We start from the raw sequence: 18,540 nt of genomic DNA on the forward strand, positions 1-18,540 counted from the left end.
GAACATTTGTCTTGTTATGCTGACAAAGTATGACAGAACACAGACATTCACACGGGCAGATTAGTGTTATATATCCAAGTTGCTTCAAAAAATGGATTAAGCATGTGTACAGCATACTGAAGTCCAACCGTTATCAGTGATAACTGTAATCGGAACCTTGAATTACAATTTCACTGTCCATATATAGTTATAAAGACAACTGACAGCGTGTACACAAAGACGTTGTTGCCCGGGCCCGACTTTTGAATACACTTTTAATGAGCTGGCACGAGTCACACACACGCTAAGGATAATTATGATTACTCATGTTGGCATCATCGATCAGGACCCAGTAAGACTGATCACCCCGCTTCTTGACCATGGTATCCCTGCGGACAAGATGATTTTTCTAGGTACAGAATCACAGCGCGAGCAATACGATCGACTGGCATCCATTCTGACCCCCCGCGATATTGACGCAGAGTTCTTCGTTATTCCGGATTCAATCAATATCAGCTGTATTCGTAGCAAAGTCATGGCGCTAGCTGAACACCTTAAGCAGCAAGAAGGTGACGTGTGGTTCAATGCCAGCTGTGGCCTTCGCCACCGTCTGCTCTCTGCCTACGAAATTTTCCGAACCTACCACTGGCCGATTTACGTCATTGAGCCGTTTAGCGACGAGATGTGCTGGCTTTACCCGGCTGACCGCAAACAACAACAGGTTGAAGACCGCATCCAACTGACTGACTATCTCACCATCTTCGGTGCGCGCTGCGAGTTCCCGGAATCAGAAGTCCCTGAATCACTCAACGAACAGCTTTGGGAACTAGGCCAACGCTGGGCAAGCTCTGCGCTTGAACTTGGCCCTGGCCTTGCGACGCTCAACTACCTTGCTACAACCTGCCGCAAAGAACAAAAACTCGATGTCGAACTAAGTGACAAGCAGCAAGGCTACAAAGAGCTTGCGATGCTAATCAATGATCTCGAGGAGACTGGCCTAGCCACCTACAACAACGGGGTGCTTACCTTCAAACATGAAGAAGCCCGCCGTTTTGCCAATGGTGAATGGTTGGAAAACCTTGTCCACAGTACGGTTCGAGCTATTCAAAATGACCTACCGACAATTCAGGACCACTCTCTAGGCGTTCAGGTCTACCGCAAAATTGGTGACCGTGAGGTGCGCAACGAGCTTGATGTGGCAACGGTGGTAAACAACAAGCTCCATATCATTGAATGCAAAACCAAAGGTATGAGAGACGATGGCGATGACACTCTGTACAAGCTCGAATCTCTGCGAGACCTTCTGGGCGGACTGCAGGCACGTGCTATGCTCGTTAGTTTCCGCCCTCTACGCCATCACGACCTGATGCGGGCACAAGATCTTGGACTCGCCATCATCGGCCCAGATCAACTTGGGGAGCTGCAATCCTACCTACACGATTGGTTTATTGGTGCCGGCGGCCAAAGTCATAATATTGCATAGACAATAAACTAACCATCTAGAAACAGGAGCCGCTTTATGGCTCCTGTTTATTATTCCAAAGACCTTCTTACACCACATTTCCACTCTCATCTATATACTAAGAAAATAATAGATTTATCAACTATTGCCCTTTACCCTGTTAACCTTCGCTGACCGTTACATTGTCATTATTTATCCGTCGCATTTTCACCATATCTCGCTACCATACATATGACACTCATTACCACTACATGTAAGATGATCTAATTCCCCCCTCTCTTTGGAATATGTAATGACAACAAGGATGATTATATTTCTGTTATTCCTATCTATAAATTACACCATAGTCCAAGTGATATTGAATACCAATGGCGAAGTCGTATCAGATACATCTGATAGCCTCTGGGGATTTATATTCGCTATCAGTATCGCGATATGGGCGAAAAAAGAGGCCGCTATAAAGAATTATGGGCCTCCATTCAATTTTGGTGCTTTTATGTTTTTTGTATGGCCAATAATTTTGCCACACTACTTGATAAAAACCAGAGGCAGCGATGGCATTATTATGTACCTCGGTTTTTTAGGCATATACTTAATGCCATTCCTCTCCGGCCTTGTCGCATATGTTTATCTCGCACATTAGCGTATTCTTATACCCTTATTGCTACTTATCGTTCCCAAATGAAACATCAACACGCCGATTTAACTGCCGTCCTTGCTCACTAGAGTTAGTCGCAATGGGATGAGTCTCGCCATAGCTTTCAATATGTAACTGCGGCCCATCAACGCCCGCTTTCTTCAAATAGATCGCAGCACTGTTCGCTCGCCTTAAACCTAGCGCATAGTTATACTGTAATGATCCCACGCTATCGGTATGTCCATCTAGCGAAATAATCCTCGGGGACTGTCGTAACCTTTCAGCGACTCGAGAAAGAATAGTTTCTGAAGCCGGAGTTAAGCTTACCCTATCAAAATCAAAATATATACGAGCCAATAGTGATGCAGGAATTCCATCCTGATCAATAGTCAAAAGCTGTTTGCCATTAAGATATTCAAGGCATTTATTCGGTAATCCAAGCTCTTCAGATAAAGATAATAAGTATACAGCAATATCAGGATCATCAGATTCTTGGCTTACTAACAAAAAACCATTGCGATGATGACCTAATCCCACCACATCATCAATTATTACTTCGTGCTGAACGGAATAAGTAGATGTGTTGCAGTATTCAACCAACGTTTGTTCCATGCTCTCTTCAGCAAAAGCATAGAGAGCAAAGCAAGTTGTCAATATCAATATTAATGTCTTCATCGTACTGTCATCCCTATTATTAAGTTTTACAGTTTCGTACCCTCATACCTATCTTATTCATTCCTATTTGGTTATGGATACGCTCTTTATGGCTTGTGAAGACCCTTTCACGGTTTGTTTTTCCGGAAAAGATGGAATGATGTCACTATGAAACCACGACTGGTGCATCGTTTGTGCTGTCACTGTGTATCGCACCCTTGAAGATGCTTGCAATCCAGGATTAGCCGGCAACACATCACGCTCTATCACCACCTTCAGATCATCAATATCACGTACATAAGCTCGAATATATTCCTGAGCCATCTTCGGAGCAGATTGCACGTTATCTTCAAGAATCAGCGCAAATGCTGCCATTTCCGTAGCATCTTCAATACGACTTTTTTCATGAATATACCTTGTGCCCTCCACCGCTAAAATCACAAATCCCATAATGGGTACTAACAACAAGATTAACCATATAACCGCAATACCCCGTTGATAACACCTTAATGCTCGGCTAATCCTCTGTTTATGAATGTATATTTTCATTTCACCATCCTGCACTAACCGCACTTGAGGTAATAATCTTCGAATCCTTTTGGCCACTGACAAAAGGCAGGTACCACCCATCATGACGCACACACAAAGTTAGCTGATAAAGCGGAAAGTAAGAGCCATCATCTTTTCGAGGTCTTAATGCATCATGTTCATTGATCAAGATTGCTGGCTGACACCCCCAACGATCAAAAACATCATTACTTAGCTGCTGAATATCATTATCAACGTTGGATTCAAGGCTTAATGCAACGTTTTGCTCGGGAACATGCAGTACTCGTGATGCTAATAACTGCATTTCTTTCAAATCATTGTTATTCAATATGTAACGAACAAATTGAGTATTACCTGAAACAACCGAATAATAACGCGTCCGTTCTTTTAATATATTGACTAAAGAAAAAGCCGCACTATCTAACTGCGAGCGTAGTAAGAGCCGTTGACTCAAATCGGTAGCAAAAAAGCATATCGAGCACAGAGCTATCAAGACAAAAACAAACTCGATGACAAAAGATCCTCGTGCTCGATAGTTATGACGATTCATCACTTCCCCCTTCCACTGTCGGCTAAATTCACAACCACTGTACGCATAATGGAGGATGGTGAACTTTCTGATAGCGATAACATGGGTTGATATTGATACGTTAATGTTACCTCAGCTAAAGGAGAACTTGGGTTTTGAGATTGGTAATCATTAATAAAATCTGGATACGAATAAAAATAGTCAATCTGGATGTCATAATTATTTTTATCAATCATGAAGTGCCAAAGCCTACTTTCATCTAAAAAGACTTTGTTGATGCTATCATGAAAGAGATTATTTTCATTATATGGTTCTCCTTTTTGTATTGGCTCTAATATCTTCTGTTTTGCTTCCCTGACCGTTTCACGTAATGCATGTTCGGTTAGTGTTGTAAGAAAAATTTGATAGCATACTTCAAAGATAAAAAAAGTTGTAAAAACAAGGATAAGAAAACACAAAGAAACCTCTATGGCAATCACTCCCTTCTGTAGTGCCCGTTTCTTCGCGACTTCCTTAACCATAACGACTAACCTCATTATTAAAATGACATTATTTGATCACACATTTTTCATCTCTTTAATCATACGAAATAGTACTCGTAATTGCTCGTCACTATATAATGGCTTCAATATATCGTATGCTTGCTTGTCTTGTCCTTGCTTAATCAAAGCAATAGACAAATTAATTTTCACTTTGTTATTGTCTCTAGCTTGAGACAGCAATGGTAACAATATCTCAATAGCATCCTGGTATTTCGCTTGCATCAAATACAGTACAGCAAGATTATTCTTTATTGTAATGTCATCATCCCCTCGTAATCTAGCAATATTAAATTGCTTCTCTGCTTCGGAATACTTACCAAATTTACTTAAAACTATACCATAGCGAATATAGAATTCGGGTGTTCCCTCTCCCAATGCCTCTGCTTGCTCAAAAAACCTAATAGACATCGAATAATCACCTAAGTCATCATGAATTCTCCCTTTCAAATACAGGATATCTTTATCTTCACTTACAATACTGTCATAATGATTGGCATAAAACATCGAAGATTCGAGGTCGTCTGATTTATAATAGAGTTCTGCCAACATTTTCAATAAATGATAATTATCCGGTTGAGATTGCAACTGCTCTTTATAAGAGGCTATCATACCCGTCACATTCCCGGCCTTTTCCATTTTTTCTAAGAATAACTGATTGTCACTCACTCCCGATTGACTACATCCAGACAAAAAAACGAACAACATAATTAAAATTTGTTTTTTCATTTTTCATTGTCCTATACCAAGAGATAATTGCATCACTTCCGGAGCTAATATAATGATCACAATTGGAAACATAATCAGCAAGATAAGTGGTATACTGATTTTAGCCGAAAGTTTTCCCATCTTTTCTTCTAATGTCAGCAATTGCATTTTCCGCATATCTTCTGCAAGATCGCCTAATATCATTGCTATTGATGTACCATGCTGCAGATTCTGTATAAGGGTTAGCGCAAAGCTACGCACTTCGGGAGTCGGAAGCCGGTGGCTAAAATCATTTAATGCTTTTTCTAATCCATGAACTTTGGCTGAATCAGATGTTTTTCTGATATGAAAGCATAAATCTCGGTCAAATGCCTCTAGCTCCTCACCCAGAAAACCTAATGCAGCCTCTAATGTCATACCGGTTTGCACACACACTGCCATCATGTCCAACATGTATGGTAACTGACGAGACGTTTTCTTTACCAACGCCCTTTTCCTTGCTGTTAGGTACATATCTGGAATAATAATAACGGCAATCAATATACAGAGTGCTACTATCATTTTAGTCATCATGACGTAGTCACTAAATACAATCATCAACCAACATATACATACAACACCAACTTTAAATGGGAAATAAAAACGTACTAATTGTGTATTGTATATACCTGCATCTAGCATTTTATCTTTAAGGTCTTTATGATAACGCCTTCCAAACCCCATTAACATTTTGTTTATCTTATCAAATTGTGTGCTGTATTTCTTATTGAGTAAATTGGCAACAGTTTTTTCTCTGCGCTTATAATTATAATGGATCATAATTAACGCAGACAGTAAAACACAACATAATAAAAGAGATAATAATGCCAACATTAGCGAACCCCTCTCATTATCAGCCAAATAATAATAAACCCCAAACATTCACTCCCCAACGCATAATAGAGAATGAATCTACCATCTTGATGATTAAGAATGAAATCCACATTTTGTGGTTTAATTTCATTAATAATGATCAAAAATATCAATGGTATTGCTGCAACTATCTTTGCAGAAATTCGAGATTCCGATGTGATTGCCATCTTCTTTTTTTCCAGTTTTCTGGCATCGATCAATACGCGTATTAAACGTGCTAATACATTTTTTAATGAGCCACCTCGGCTGATATTGGCTCGTATCGTTACAACAAAAAATAAAAAGGCGGGATAAGGATAGTTTTTACACGCACGTTCAAATATAATGTCTGGACTCTCACCGAGTTTAAATCTTTCTCCCATCGTTTTGAATTCTTTACCAATACGATTTTCGACATTATCGCCGACATAGCAAATCGCCTGCATGAGGCTATCACCCGCTGTAATCGCACTCATCATAATATTCAAAACATCAGGAAATGTCTGTTCAAAATCACTTCTACGTTTGTTTACCAGCCAACACCAGCCTAACCAATAGAATATACATGGCACCAGAATACTCACCCACTGTGAGTCAATATCCAATAGCGTATAATTTACGTACCATACAACTAGCAATACGGCAGTCACATATGAAAAAACAACCCATTTTGCTCTCTCCCCTAACATTGCCAATACTGGCCTTACCTGATTTTGCACCCTTTGCCACAACGTAGGCTGCTGAAAGGCTTTTACATTAACGGCTTGACGCATGTTTTTTAATTCAACAATGCTCATCTGCTGAAAATATGCACGCTTGTTGTCTTCCGCTTTCTCGTCCAGAAAAAATAACGCAAGACAAAACAGGAAAAATGATAATGCAATCCACATAGTTGGCTCCTGCCTTAGTGCTGAAATGCCGCCATCAATTCACCGTATAAACCACAAAATTGCGCCTTTTGAACAATAACAGAACGCTGCATGATACCCTGTGTGACAAATTGGCCTTGCAACGGATTACCTGCCATTTCTGATTCTCTCTGTTGATAATGGAATAGCTCTTCCATAACAACCTGATCCCCTTCCAAACCTATAATTTCAGAGATATGGGTGATCTTCCGCGTTCCATCACGCATCCGGCTCACCTGAATAATGATATTCACTGCACTCACAATAGTTCGGCGTATGGCATCAATCGGCTGATTCAAGTTTGCCATCATCACCATCGACTCAACACGCGAAATCGCATCTCGTGGAGAATTAGCATGCAGCGTCGACATCGACCCATCATGCCCTGTATTCATGGCCTGCAGCATCTCAAAGGCTTCAGCGCCACGGCACTCACCAACAATGATACGATCCGGACGCATACGTAATGCGTTAATCACCAAATCCCTTGGAGTAACCTCCCCGGTCTGCTCGATACTTGCGTGGCGCGTTTCTAGTCGCACCACATGCGGTTGCAATAAGCGCAACTCCGCAGCATCTTCAATGGTGATCACTCGCTCATCATCCTCAATATACTGAGACAAAGCGTTTAACAGCGTCGTTTTACCTGACCCTGTCCCTCCGGAAATGAGGATATTAAGTCGGCAACGAGCAGCTATCATCAGCACTCTCGCCATGTCTACTGACATCGAGCCTAAGCCGACCCATTCCTCTAACCCCATCTTTTGTGAACGGAATTTGCGAATAGAAATCGTGGTGCCATCAAGAGAAATAGGCGGAATGACAATATTAACCCGACTCCCATCTTCAAGGCGGGCATCCACCATCGGAGACAACTCATCCACCCTGCGGCCCACCCGCGAAGCAATCCGTTTGGCGACTTCCAATAATTGGTACTCACTAACGAACGAGATCTCGGAGCGTTGCAACTTACCATTGCGTTCAAAGAAGATATGTTCAGGACCATTGACCATGATATCGGTGATCGTCGGGTCATCGATTAATGGCTGTAAAGGACCTAAGCCGAGCAACTCATCCAACAGGCCTTTCACCAGTCCCTCACGTATCATCTTCGTCATTGGCTGGGTCCGGCTACGAGCAAGAATATCAACCGCATTGGATATTTGTTCCTGCAATTCCTCACGGTTCATTTCCTGGATAGCTTCTACGTCCAGCGCTTCGAAGATGTGCTGACGAAAATCCATATATATTGATTTTTTAGCACTCATCGCATCATCAACCTCTTCAGCCAATTCGTTGTCTTCGCTTTGGCTTTACCATTAATGAGTAAAACTAAATCATTAAATGCCCGTCCCATGGATTTATCACATTGGCTAACACGCCTTCCCTCTATAATCCAATGTGAGACCTGTTTGCTAAATGCTAACGATATAGGCACCTTCGTTTCCAAATAATGCTCAACTTCCTTGTGATCCAATTCATAGGAGTCCACTGCACGGTGGCGATTAACAATAGGGATAATGCGAATTTTACGCCCTCCTGCCATTGACATATTCTGAAGTGATTCAATGAGATAACGAGCATTTCTGACCGAAGAGATCGAGGGTTCAATAACCAGAATTACGACATCGCTATGCTCCAACAGCTGCATAGCATCGACCCAGAAACTGATACTGGCGGAATAATCCTCAACGATAAAGTTGGTCTGCCGATCCAACATTTGGCATAAATACTGACATACTTCCAATACATCCGTATCGGCCTGCTGGCTTTCCATCGCGAGGAGACGCAAGTGGCTCTTCACTGGCTGCAGATATAGGCTTGCACTCTCATCATCCAATTCAAGCAAAGGTGTTGCCATTTCACTTATGTTGTAACGCTGTAATGTCTCCATACCCAGCATCACATCGATATTGCTGCCTCGATATTGGTGATCAACCAATATGGTGTCGGCACCTTGGTTTGAAAGAATAAACGCCAACTCACAAGCGATGAAGGTTGTTCCAATCCCCCCCTTAGAGCCGACGACAGCAACACGTTTTGCTTTGCGGCTTTTATACAACCCGGATATATCACTGACGTTTTTATTCACATGAAGGATAAATTCAGCCAAATCCTGTTTTTCAGTCGGCCAAAATAAATAGTAAAACCCCATCTCTTTAAGCGTACGCAAGGTGGATATCGCATCTTCCTTCGCTATCACTATCACGCCTTTGTGAGGCGGGATCTGGCTGGCAAAATACCTCGCATCCTCAACCACATCATCAGAATGATTCAGCTCTAACAAGACGATATTATTCAGATCAGCATGATCTATCTGGTTGGAGTATATCGACTCTTTTATGATGGTCGGCTCTGGCCACCCTTCGAAAAGGAACACTTCTTCAATAAGCGTACGAAAATCCTCTGACTGATAAATCAGCGTACAGCTTGCTGGCCCTTTATTGATCGCGTAGGCCGGTTCAGCGGCCGATGGCGAATTCACCGCTTTTGCTAGGTCAAACATTTAATGCTCTCCCCATTTATTGTTGCCCGGATAGTGCGCAGGCCGGGCCACTTGTTTCATTCGTAGGGTGTCAACAAAACACCCTATACGATGGGCAGGTTGCTCAATCTCTCTGGGGTAACACGTTTCGGTCATGAAGCGGGTCAATTCGATATCCAGCATCACGTCGCTCGGCAATGAGGACTGATACTCCGCCCGATACTGTTGGGGAGAAAGCCCCCACCACTTCCACGTAGCCAGCTGCCGCTTCACAAAAGCTTGCCCTTGCTGGGAGCGGTAACGGATAGTAATACTTGCATCAAAATCTAGCTGCCTCGCCTCCCTGACAATACGCTCAATCTCATCCTCTGCGGGCTTTGAATTAGGTGTCAGCGTAAATTGGTAGGAATGAGAGACGGTGTACAGTAAGGCTTCTGCCCCCTTGGGAGTGCTAACATCTTGCGCGCAGCCATTACCCCAAAGTAATACACTCACTACACACGCGTTAATAACGCTGCCATGCATCCATTCTTTCATTGCATGAACCCTCCCTGAGACAATAAATCAATCCCCAAAGCCTGCTCTGCATCCGTGGTCTTATCCCGATTAATATTGAACCAACGTTCAAGTGTCGCCGTTTTATTGATGTAGGGAAGTTGCACCTCTTGAGGTGAGGTTGGACGCACCAAATTCACCGTAGCAACAATCACCAGTTCAGATTTTTTCCGTTCTGTCACCGATTTTCTAAATAAAGCCCCCAGTACAGGAACATCACCCAATAATGGGATTTTCTGCAATTGTTCAAAGTCATGATTGTTCATCAACCCAGCGAGAATAAAGCTCTGCCCATCTGCTAGCTCAACGGTTGTCATCGCTTTTCGTGACGCAAACTGTGGCACTTCTAATCCGGCGGATTTGATATATTGCTCAACCTCACTCACTTCCGGCGCAATAAGCATACGTACTTTTTCATTGCTCATGACTTTCGCCGTTAGATCTAGTTTGATCCCGAATTCTTTGAAGGAAATATTCACATTATTATTAGTTGAAACAATAACGGGTACCTCCCCCCCAACCAAGAAACTAGCAGACTCTCCGGATAACACCGTTAAATTGGGTTCAGCTAACACTTCCGCCATGGTCTCATCACCCAATGCGGTAATTAAGGTTGTTAAATCAGCGGCTTTCAATTCGGCAAAAGCAAACTGACCAATACCAACACCGACGGTTCCCCAATCAACACCTATGGTATTGGCAAAAGATTCCGTTACTTGTGCAACAGAAATCTTCACATTCACTTGCTGGACAGACAGCACCTCAATGTTTTCAACAATACCCTTCCAGCGATTATTTCGTGCAAAAATCAAACCTTCAGGTTCTTCTAAGTCACTATCAGGAAAGGTAAATTTATCTATTTCTTGATATCGAGCTACTGTTTCACGGTTAAGCAAGGTGGCAACCAGGCGATAGACATCATCACGTTGTTGTTCTGACTCCACCTGACCACTGACCGAGACCTGCTCGCCGACTGATTCCAATTTGATATCAAGTTGGGGGAAATGTAGTTTCACCTGGCGGCGAATTTGGCTGAGATCGATATCAACCAATATCCGCTGAGACAATAGAACCTGATTATCTAACCCATAAACGATCAAACGAGCTTGACCCACTTCTTTGGCAAAGACGACCAACGTTTGATCATCTATCACCTGGTAGTCAGCAATATCCGGCGTACTAATAAACACCGTACTGATTGGCGCAGGGAAATTAAAATGGCGCGCATCATTCAACGTTATATAGGTATCTCCTGCCTGACAATAAGCAGCGAAATAACCACTTATGAGAACCACTATTATTTTCAAATATTCCTTTATCATTGTTAGCGTTCCTCTTTGTATCCCAAAAGTTTTTCGATACTAAGAATGCCATCATCGCCATCATGACTTTCATCCGCTAAATTCGATGATACTTTGCTACTGCCTCGCAACTCTTCAACATCAGTATAATTATTAATAATACTGCGTAGATCCGCATGAAGAGGTGACTGGTACTCATAGCTACGATACATTTCAATATGCATAGCCCGTTGTGCCAATGATAAACGGGCTATATCAGAAGGCTTCACTTCAAGTACAACTGTCATTTTTTGTTCATTATTAACAGCATGTTGTGCATTGACATTTTCACCTATGTCATTTTTTGAAAATATCTGCTTGCTCCCTGATGCAATACTCATCACTTTGACATGATGAAGAAAAATTGTTGCTTCTGTACCAGCAAAATACGGTAATACTTCTTTGACTGTTGCGAGATTTATCTTTGGTGAGCTAATAGAAAGAATATCGACATAATCACCAGGATGAATAAAGTTAGTGATTAAATTTTTGGCGCTGACTTGCAGAGGAAATAACGTCATTCCTTCTGTAATCATCAAATCAATATAACCGGGCTCTCCAGGCTTGGTCTGGTATTCTTCCCATATCCATTCTCCTTTCTTAATTGGGCTATTAAGCAATACAGTAGGAGAAAAATCGAGTTTAACATCACTCTTAAAACCCAGAGCAGCAGCCTCCTGCAACTCGACTTGTTCACGAACAACCTGTGCAGGTGTTATCGCCATCCCTTTGGCCAAATTAGTATTTGAACGCCAAAGTGTGACATATTGCAGAGCTGGGGCTTGCGGTAAGTTAGCCGTCGATTCTGAGACAGCTGGGCGTAAAATATCAATCACTCCATATACGCCTGAAATTACTGCCATCAAGGCTATCACGAATACTTTTTTTCCATTCATAACCGCCCCTTAACCCTACAGAAGTTGAACAATAATCGGGATATAAAATCCAATTGCTATTGCTAAACCATAAGGCAAGCCAGGATCCATCCCTTTCAATTTTCTTTTTATCAAACGGTATTTCAGCCAATAAAAAACAGCGAGCCCCCCCCCAACCATTACTGTTAACCAAAGCGCAAATGGTAGACTTGACAACGGTAATGCCAAGGCCAATACCGTTGCCAATTTACTATCCCCTGCACCAAATACATTAACCTCAACCAAGATCGCAGTCATACCAAACACAACCAAGGCTGTTAGCCAACCGCTATATATGCCCATTACAATATTAATGATTAGCGTATTCCCTAATAGAACAAGTAGCCATCTATTAGGGATACGTCTAACAGTCACATCGCAATAGCAAATATAAACAAGACAACAGGTTAATATTAATAACATTTGAGGCTAAGGTGTAAACACACCAATTTTCGCAGCAATGGTTGCGAATGCAGCTCTCAACTCACCCAAAAATGTAGTTGGTTCAGAAACATTTAAAACTATGGCCAACATCGATGCCATTGCGACACCAATCAAACCATACTCAATCGCCGTTACCCCGCGTTCATCTTTCTTATAAGTAGAAAGGAATGCATCGGTTTTTGCATACATTGAACGTAACATTGTAACCTCCAAATCCATTTTAAATGTTGTAGGCACCGCGCCTTACAATGCAAGATTACTTGGCGAGTTTAATAGATACAAAATAGTCAATATTGAAAAAATCAATAATGGGATTATTTTATAAAACCTTGAAGAATAGAATAAATTTCAAAAATAAGAGTAAATATACTAACTTTCAGCCAGATAGATGAAGACAAGGTACAACGTATAACTCTTATTGCTAACTTAAATGACGAAAAAACATGTTCACTGCTCATGATGTATCTTTGATCCGACTCACAATATTTTATTTGCCACCTGCCACACTAGATATGAAACAGTATGAAAATTAATCACTGAGCATAAGGATATGATAAAACTACATTTAGACAGTATCGCTGCATTTGTCTTGGTTGCTGACGAAGGATCATTCAGTGCCGCAGCGAGAAAGCTCAATAAGTCGCAATCCACGGTCAGTATTGCAGTTCGGCACTTGGAGGATGAAATTGGCGAACTTTTATTTTCGAGGGAAAGAAAACAACCGCAACTAACAGAGAAAGGGAAAATACTCTACCAAACGGCAAAAACATTCATGGATAAATACCATGAGATAGTTTCTATCGCGAGCACCATAAATAATGACAAGCCTATTACTATACGGCTTGGTATCGATCCGTTGTTATACAGCCGCCACGTCTTAAGTTTACTTTCAGAATTATCACTATCATTTCCCAATATTGATGTGATTTTAGAGCATGCATCAAGCAACATCCTGTGTGAAAAAATAGTCAACGGAAATCTAGATCTTGCTTTTGGTTTTCTCAGTAATTCAAAGGTTTTGGATATTGAATACAGTGATATTTTTTCTGTTAATTATTCATGGGTAAAATCACCAACTTATAACTTACACTCTTCACTACTACGACTTTTGCTTTTGAATAATGATATTGAACCTACCTGTATTTCAAAAGGTGTTAACTTTAGTATCTGGAAGTTTGATGACGTCACAACATTAATCATGATGTGTCTTCAAGATAAAGGGATTGCGCTACTCTCAGAGGAGATTCAGTCGACCTATCTCGATACCGGACAACTAGAACCCGTCAAAAATGATCAGCGATTCTTCGGGCAGCAACGTAAAGCCAGCCTATTTTGGCGTACCGCCCCCTACTATCCGCCCGCAGTTAAATGGTTACTGGAAAAAGCCAACCAGCAGGATATATAGATACAAAAAACCAGCGCCTCGGCACTGGTTTTTTATGTCTATCACTAACGAGTCAGTGAATTATTCAGCAAGCATACGGCGAGCAGCATCTACAACCACTTTGATTGAACGAGCTTCTGTCTCTTTCAGCGTTGCGTGATCTGGGATCTCTTTTTGTGTGCGGTTGATGATAACGCCTGCAACACAACCTGCGCGTAGGCCAGAACTTGCACACATGGTCAGCAATGTTGCTGATTCCATTTCAAAGTTCAATACGCCCATTTCCTGCCACTCTTTCATTGAGCCTTGGAAACGACGAACAACACGACCAGTGAATGTATCGTGACGCTCCTGACCTGGGTAGAAGGTATCACTTGATGCAGTTACACCCGTGTGAACTGTTGCACCGTCAGCATCACAAGCCGCTTTCATCGCTGTTGCCACAGTGAAATCTGCTACCGCAGGGAATTCCATTGGAGCAAAGTGCAGGCTTGCACCGTCAAGACGCACAGAACCGGTTGTTACGATCATATCACCTACGTTGATATGTGGCTGAATAGCACCTGTTGTACCTACACGCAAGAAAGTACGTACGCCTAGTTGCGCCAACTCTTCTACTGCGATAGACGTAGACGGACCACCGATACCGGTAGAACAAACAACGACAGATTTACCATCCAACTTGGCGCGGTACACAGTGTACTCACGAGAACTTGCCAAGAATTCAGGGTTATCCATTAGGTTAGCGATTTTCTCAACACGAGCTGGATCACCAGGGATAATCGCCAACTCGGCACCATTTAGATCCGCTTTATTTACACCAAGATGGAAAACTGCGTTGTCTGACATAATGAGTTCCTTACTATTTGTCCGCCGATTAGGGTTTATGAGGTTCGACGGCTAATTATCAATTATTGTTTTATAAATGTACTCGATCCACACCGAACATCATTTGTAAAACACAAACTAACGATAGCGGATCGAAAAACACTTTTAAGTGATGACTGTCACACCGCAGGGAAAATTATAAATTTCAATTCTCATAAAAAAGTGACCAACATCACAGGAAATGGTTTGCTTTTGCGGTTTGTCACAATAATTCTTACAGTTATGCCTGCTTTATCAAGCGACATTTTATCGGATTTAGCCCTTTCAACATCAACCATTCCCCCTTGATAACGAAACTGTACTTGCTCATTCACACTCTTGTCCCATCTCCATTTCGCGCAAATATACAAGCCAAGACATCGAGTAACTATACTCAGTCAAAGTTCTCAGCCCGAGCATACTTTCACTTAACAATATAGAAAGAACGCTCGGTAAGTTAACGGCAGCTATCCTATGTCTTATTCAATTAACGCAGAATCAGTCAGGAGGCAGGCAGTCGAAATTTTCATCAATTTCGAGATTGCCATCAACTCAGGGAACGATCGTGAAGTTAGAGCCTCTTGGCGTGAATTAATGGATTTTCGCGCCACCATAAGTGCCATTGAGCCTCCCCCACAACCACTTACAGAGCAGCTTGAAGGTTATATCCAGCAATTACAGCCAGCCTATGACTTCTGGTGTACCAACCACCCGGTGCACTAACCACATATTTTAGCCACGAGTGATAATCAAGTAATCGGTAAAGACCAGCTAGACTTGTAAAACCCGTGGCTCCTTTTGCTCTCCACCAGCAGCTCGTAAACGGGGCACTTCGCACTCAAACAACAAGGGCATACCATGATCAAACAAGGCGACACTCTACCCGATGCAACGCTGAACCAACTGACATCTGATGGCATGGTCACTCATAGCACACATGAATTATTTGCTAACAAAAAAGCCATTCTTTTCGCTGTTCCCGGCGCTTTTACCCCAACCTGCTCCGAAGCCCACTTGCCAGGATTCGTTGTACTGGCTGATCAACTCAAAGCCAAAGGTGTCGATCTGATTTGCTGCATTGCCGTCAACGATGCATTTGTCATGGATGCATGGGGCGATGCCCAGAATGCCAGCGAGATCATGATGCTGGCTGATGGTGATGCCAGTTTTACCAAAGCCATCGGCCTTGAAATGGATACCGATAAATTTGGGGGAATACGCTCCCAGCGCTACGCGATGGTGCTCGACAACGGCACCGTGACAACACTCAACATCGAAAAAGGCGGCGAGTTCGATGTCAGCAAAGCGGAAACAATCCTAAGCACCCTTTAACCACTATTACCAGCACATCAAAATCGGAAGAGAGGCTTCCGGTTTTGATGCACATCGTTATTTATCCCCCCTGCGACTCTCACCCTTACGAAAAGCCAAAATGCCTAAAAAACCATACAGGAATACATAAAAACCCAAAAATACAGCCAAGGAATTTAATGAAATTTCATGTTCATACCGATTATTTCTCATCCCGAAATATTTGTGCGCCGGATAGCAATTTTCCAATAACAATCTTATAGATAAGATGCCAATATCTTCGATTGATGTCACAATCCCTCAAACAATTGGGCTTACTATGACTCATTATTTCATGGAGTGAAAATAGAAGCCTCTGCACCGCACTGCCTAATTATCGCAACACAGTTGTAGAGTAAAAAATAATGACGTTGTCAGTTGTACAAAAAACCGTTGTCGGTTTTGCCATCATGTTTGCCCTTATGGCATCGCTTAGCGGTGTCAGTCTATTCAATGCCACAACCTTACAAAGCAAAGTTGAGCAAATTACCGACCAATCCACCCCGATGGTTGTCGCCTCCGGCAACCTGATAACCCAACTAATGCAGAGCAACTTGCTGGTCAGCACGTTCCATACCGATCCTACGTCGGCATCGCAGATCGACACGACGTTCAAGCAACAGAAACAGCAATTTTTCCAGATTCTGAACGAGACAGAACAGCATGTGCGCCAACCCGCCGAGCAGCAACGGATCAACGCACTAAGACAAAACTCAAGGCAATATTTCATCCAGGCCGAAGCATTGATCCAGCTCCAGCAGCAGTCACTCAACCTGATTACCCAACGGCAGGCATTGGCGCTCCAGTTCCTACGCCTTGAAGATACTTACCAATGGGCAGCAAACTTGTTGCTCCAGAAAGCCTCGGCTAAGCGCTCTCTGCACAACCGCGCAGAGCTTATCACCAGTGGCATCGCCCGCGATCTCAAATCGCTTCGCCGGGCAGATCAGCACACGGATCTTGCCAAGCTGCGTGCGGTTCTGTCCAAAGACATTGAAATGGCATTCAAACGTCTTGAACGCATTGCTGTCGAAGACGATGTGAAAGCCCGCTATTCGCGCAACCTCAACAAAGTGAAATCACTCACTCTTGGCAATAACGGTCTACTTGATGTTTTGGTTAAACAACAGGAGATCAACCAACAGCTGGTAGAGGCTAAAACACAAACCTCGAAGCAGCTCAATAATATCCAAAACCAGCTTGTCAGCTATGCTGAACATGCTCAGCAAATTGCCCACTCAAGCCGAGCCGATGCGGAATCTGCGGTTAGCAAGGCGTTCTTTTACGTCGTCATTATGATCGCAGTCTCCGCCAGCGTCAGCCTTTGGGTCGGGTTCAGCACAACCCGAAGCATTCAAAAGCCCCTCGGCCTCATCAACGCCATGCTGGTAAAAATGGCCGACGGTGACATGAGAAACCGCGCCAACTACCAGGCTGACGACGAATTCGGTGAACTTAGCCGCTCTATCGACATGCTGGCCGATACCATGTCACACACCCTCGACAAATTCGGCAACGGCGCACAACACCTGCTCGAACAAGCGAGTCGTTCAGCATCGGTCAGCGAGCTGGCAATGAGCCGTGTCGAAGATCAGAAAAACCGTACCGATCAAGTCTCCGCCGCTATTTTAGAAATGGAAATCAGTGCCAAAGAAATTGCACGCTCAACCGAAATGACCGTCACCGAAGTTGACAGTACCAATCAAGCCGCCAACGACGGGCGCAGCCAAGTCTCCCGTAGCCGTCAGCTCACAGAGCTGCTGTCAGAGAACATCGAAGAAGCCGTTTCCAATACTCAGCAACTCAACCAGTATTCCAACAATATTGATTCGATCTTGCATGTTATTCAGGATATTGCCGAGCAAACCAACTTGCTGGCGCTCAATGCTGCCATCGAAGCCGCCCGAGCCGGAGACCACGGTCGAGGGTTTGCCGTTGTCGCCGATGAGGTTCGTGCATTGGCAACCCGCACCCAAAGCTCAACCGAAGAAATCCAACAAATGATCAGCAATTTGCAAAACAACGCATCAAGCATGGCCAGCACCATGAGCATCAGCCAGAAACAAATGGAGGATTGCCTCATCCAAACCCGCCTGACTGATGACATCCTTCAGGATATTGCCGGCCGAATGGCCTCTATCCAACAAATGACAATGCATGTTGCCCACGCCACCGAAGAACAAATCAAAGTTTGCCATGACGTTGCCGAACATATCCATGACATTGCCAATGTAGCAAGCCAAGCGGAGCAAGATGCCCGTGAGTCTGCCTCAAGCAGCGACTCGCTAGCTTCTCTTGCCCAAGAACAACAACGCCTGATCGCCAACTTCCGTGTGTGAGAATGT

General features: G+C 43.1%; 21 protein-coding genes. 5 read left to right on the plus strand and 16 right to left on the minus strand.

The window, feature by feature from the left end; translation table 11 throughout:
• Positions 1–295: 295 nt before the first annotated feature.
• A complete protein-coding gene (locus ACSF8X_RS12095; RefSeq protein ID WP_500850084.1) occupies positions 296–1,462 on the plus strand; it encodes a Card1-like endonuclease domain-containing protein in 1,167 nt (388 codons plus the stop codon).
• Positions 1,463–2,105: 643 nt separating this feature from the next.
• Here the strand turns inward: ACSF8X_RS12095 and ACSF8X_RS12100 are convergent.
• The 14 genes from ACSF8X_RS12100 to ACSF8X_RS12165 form a co-directional block, all read right to left on the minus strand.
• Positions 2,106–2,753: an OmpA family protein gene (locus ACSF8X_RS12100; RefSeq protein WP_500850085.1), complete on the minus strand. Its 648-nt coding sequence runs from the start codon at positions 2,751–2,753 to the stop codon at positions 2,106–2,108.
• Positions 2,754–2,816: 63 nt separating this feature from the next.
• Entirely contained in the window at positions 2,817–3,281 is a 465-nt protein-coding gene (locus tag ACSF8X_RS12105; protein WP_500850086.1) for a TadE/TadG family type IV pilus assembly protein, read from the minus strand.
• 1 nt (position 3,282) lies between these two features.
• Complete coding sequence (tadF, locus tag ACSF8X_RS12110) at positions 3,283–3,831, minus strand: tight adherence pilus pseudopilin TadF (protein WP_500850087.1); 549 nt, start codon at positions 3,829–3,831, stop codon at positions 3,283–3,285.
• Positions 3,831–4,331, minus strand: coding sequence for a TadE/TadG family type IV pilus assembly protein (locus ACSF8X_RS12115; protein WP_500850088.1), 501 nt, complete (start codon positions 4,329–4,331; stop codon positions 3,831–3,833). Before ACSF8X_RS12115 ends, tadF begins: the two co-directional genes overlap by 1 nt.
• A gap of 36 nt (positions 4,332–4,367) precedes the next feature.
• Positions 4,368–5,078 carry a tetratricopeptide repeat protein gene (locus ACSF8X_RS12120; protein ID WP_500850089.1) on the minus strand — a complete coding sequence of 237 codons (711 nt, stop codon included), beginning with the start codon at positions 5,076–5,078 and terminating at the stop codon, positions 4,368–4,370.
• 3 nt (positions 5,079–5,081) lie between these two features.
• On the minus strand, positions 5,082–5,930 hold the full coding sequence (locus ACSF8X_RS12125; protein ID WP_500850090.1) for a type II secretion system F family protein: 849 nt from the start codon (positions 5,928–5,930) through the stop codon (positions 5,082–5,084).
• Positions 5,930–6,838 (minus strand): type II secretion system F family protein, encoded by a 909-nt coding sequence (locus tag ACSF8X_RS12130; protein WP_500850091.1) that lies wholly within the window; start codon positions 6,836–6,838, stop codon positions 5,930–5,932. Before ACSF8X_RS12130 ends, ACSF8X_RS12125 begins: the two co-directional genes overlap by 1 nt.
• 14 nt (positions 6,839–6,852) lie before the next feature.
• Positions 6,853–8,124, minus strand: coding sequence for a TadA family conjugal transfer-associated ATPase (locus tag ACSF8X_RS12135; RefSeq protein ID WP_047877106.1), 1,272 nt, complete (start codon positions 8,122–8,124; stop codon positions 6,853–6,855).
• Entirely contained in the window at positions 8,121–9,362 is a 1,242-nt protein-coding gene (locus tag ACSF8X_RS12140) for a CpaE/TadZ family protein (RefSeq protein ID WP_500850092.1), read from the minus strand. The genes ACSF8X_RS12135 and ACSF8X_RS12140 overlap by 4 nt, the downstream gene beginning before the upstream one ends.
• Entirely contained in the window at positions 9,363–9,878 is a 516-nt protein-coding gene (locus tag ACSF8X_RS12145; protein WP_047877108.1) for a hypothetical protein, read from the minus strand.
• Positions 9,875–11,218, minus strand: coding sequence for a type II and III secretion system protein family protein (locus tag ACSF8X_RS12150; protein ID WP_500850093.1), 1,344 nt, complete (start codon positions 11,216–11,218; stop codon positions 9,875–9,877). The genes ACSF8X_RS12145 and ACSF8X_RS12150 overlap by 4 nt, the downstream gene beginning before the upstream one ends.
• A 2-nt stretch (positions 11,219–11,220) precedes the next feature.
• Positions 11,221–12,132: a Flp pilus assembly protein CpaB gene (gene cpaB, locus ACSF8X_RS12155; protein ID WP_500850094.1), complete on the minus strand. Its 912-nt coding sequence runs from the start codon at positions 12,130–12,132 to the stop codon at positions 11,221–11,223.
• A gap of 15 nt (positions 12,133–12,147) precedes the next feature.
• Complete coding sequence (locus ACSF8X_RS12160) at positions 12,148–12,573, minus strand: A24 family peptidase (RefSeq protein WP_500850095.1); 426 nt, start codon at positions 12,571–12,573, stop codon at positions 12,148–12,150.
• 6 nt (positions 12,574–12,579) lie between these two features.
• Positions 12,580–12,795 (minus strand): Flp family type IVb pilin, encoded by a 216-nt coding sequence (locus ACSF8X_RS12165; RefSeq protein WP_047877110.1) that lies wholly within the window; start codon positions 12,793–12,795, stop codon positions 12,580–12,582.
• Between the two features lie 349 nt (positions 12,796–13,144).
• Between ACSF8X_RS12165 and ACSF8X_RS12170 the strand changes: the two genes are divergently transcribed.
• A complete protein-coding gene (locus tag ACSF8X_RS12170; protein WP_500850096.1) occupies positions 13,145–13,999 on the plus strand; it encodes a LysR family transcriptional regulator in 855 nt (284 codons plus the stop codon).
• A 60-nt stretch (positions 14,000–14,059) separates the two neighbouring features.
• On the opposite strand, the gene udp is transcribed toward ACSF8X_RS12170, so the two are convergent.
• Both udp and ACSF8X_RS12180 read right to left on the minus strand, forming a co-directional pair.
• Positions 14,060–14,827: a uridine phosphorylase gene (gene udp, locus ACSF8X_RS12175; protein ID WP_047877112.1), complete on the minus strand. Its 768-nt coding sequence runs from the start codon at positions 14,825–14,827 to the stop codon at positions 14,060–14,062.
• 191 nt (positions 14,828–15,018) lie between these two features.
• The gene (locus ACSF8X_RS12180; RefSeq protein ID WP_500850097.1) at positions 15,019–15,180 is read right to left on the minus strand and encodes a hypothetical protein; all 162 of its coding nucleotides are present in this window, start codon (positions 15,178–15,180) and stop codon (positions 15,019–15,021) included.
• A gap of 139 nt (positions 15,181–15,319) precedes the next feature.
• Here ACSF8X_RS12180 and ACSF8X_RS12185 point away from each other — a divergent pair, with 139 nt between their 5' ends.
• The 3 genes from ACSF8X_RS12185 (at position 15,320) to ACSF8X_RS12195 (ending at position 18,534) form a co-directional block, all read left to right on the plus strand.
• The gene (locus ACSF8X_RS12185) at positions 15,320–15,568 is read left to right on the plus strand and encodes a hypothetical protein (protein ID WP_500850098.1); all 249 of its coding nucleotides are present in this window, start codon (positions 15,320–15,322) and stop codon (positions 15,566–15,568) included.
• Between the two features lie 135 nt (positions 15,569–15,703).
• Positions 15,704–16,177 (plus strand): peroxiredoxin, encoded by a 474-nt coding sequence (locus tag ACSF8X_RS12190; RefSeq protein WP_500850099.1) that lies wholly within the window; start codon positions 15,704–15,706, stop codon positions 16,175–16,177.
• A gap of 383 nt (positions 16,178–16,560) precedes the next feature.
• The gene (locus ACSF8X_RS12195) at positions 16,561–18,534 is read left to right on the plus strand and encodes a methyl-accepting chemotaxis protein (RefSeq protein WP_500850100.1); all 1,974 of its coding nucleotides are present in this window, start codon (positions 16,561–16,563) and stop codon (positions 18,532–18,534) included.
• Positions 18,535–18,540: the final 6 nt, after the last annotated feature.

This window comes from Photobacterium panuliri (genome assembly GCF_059920555.1).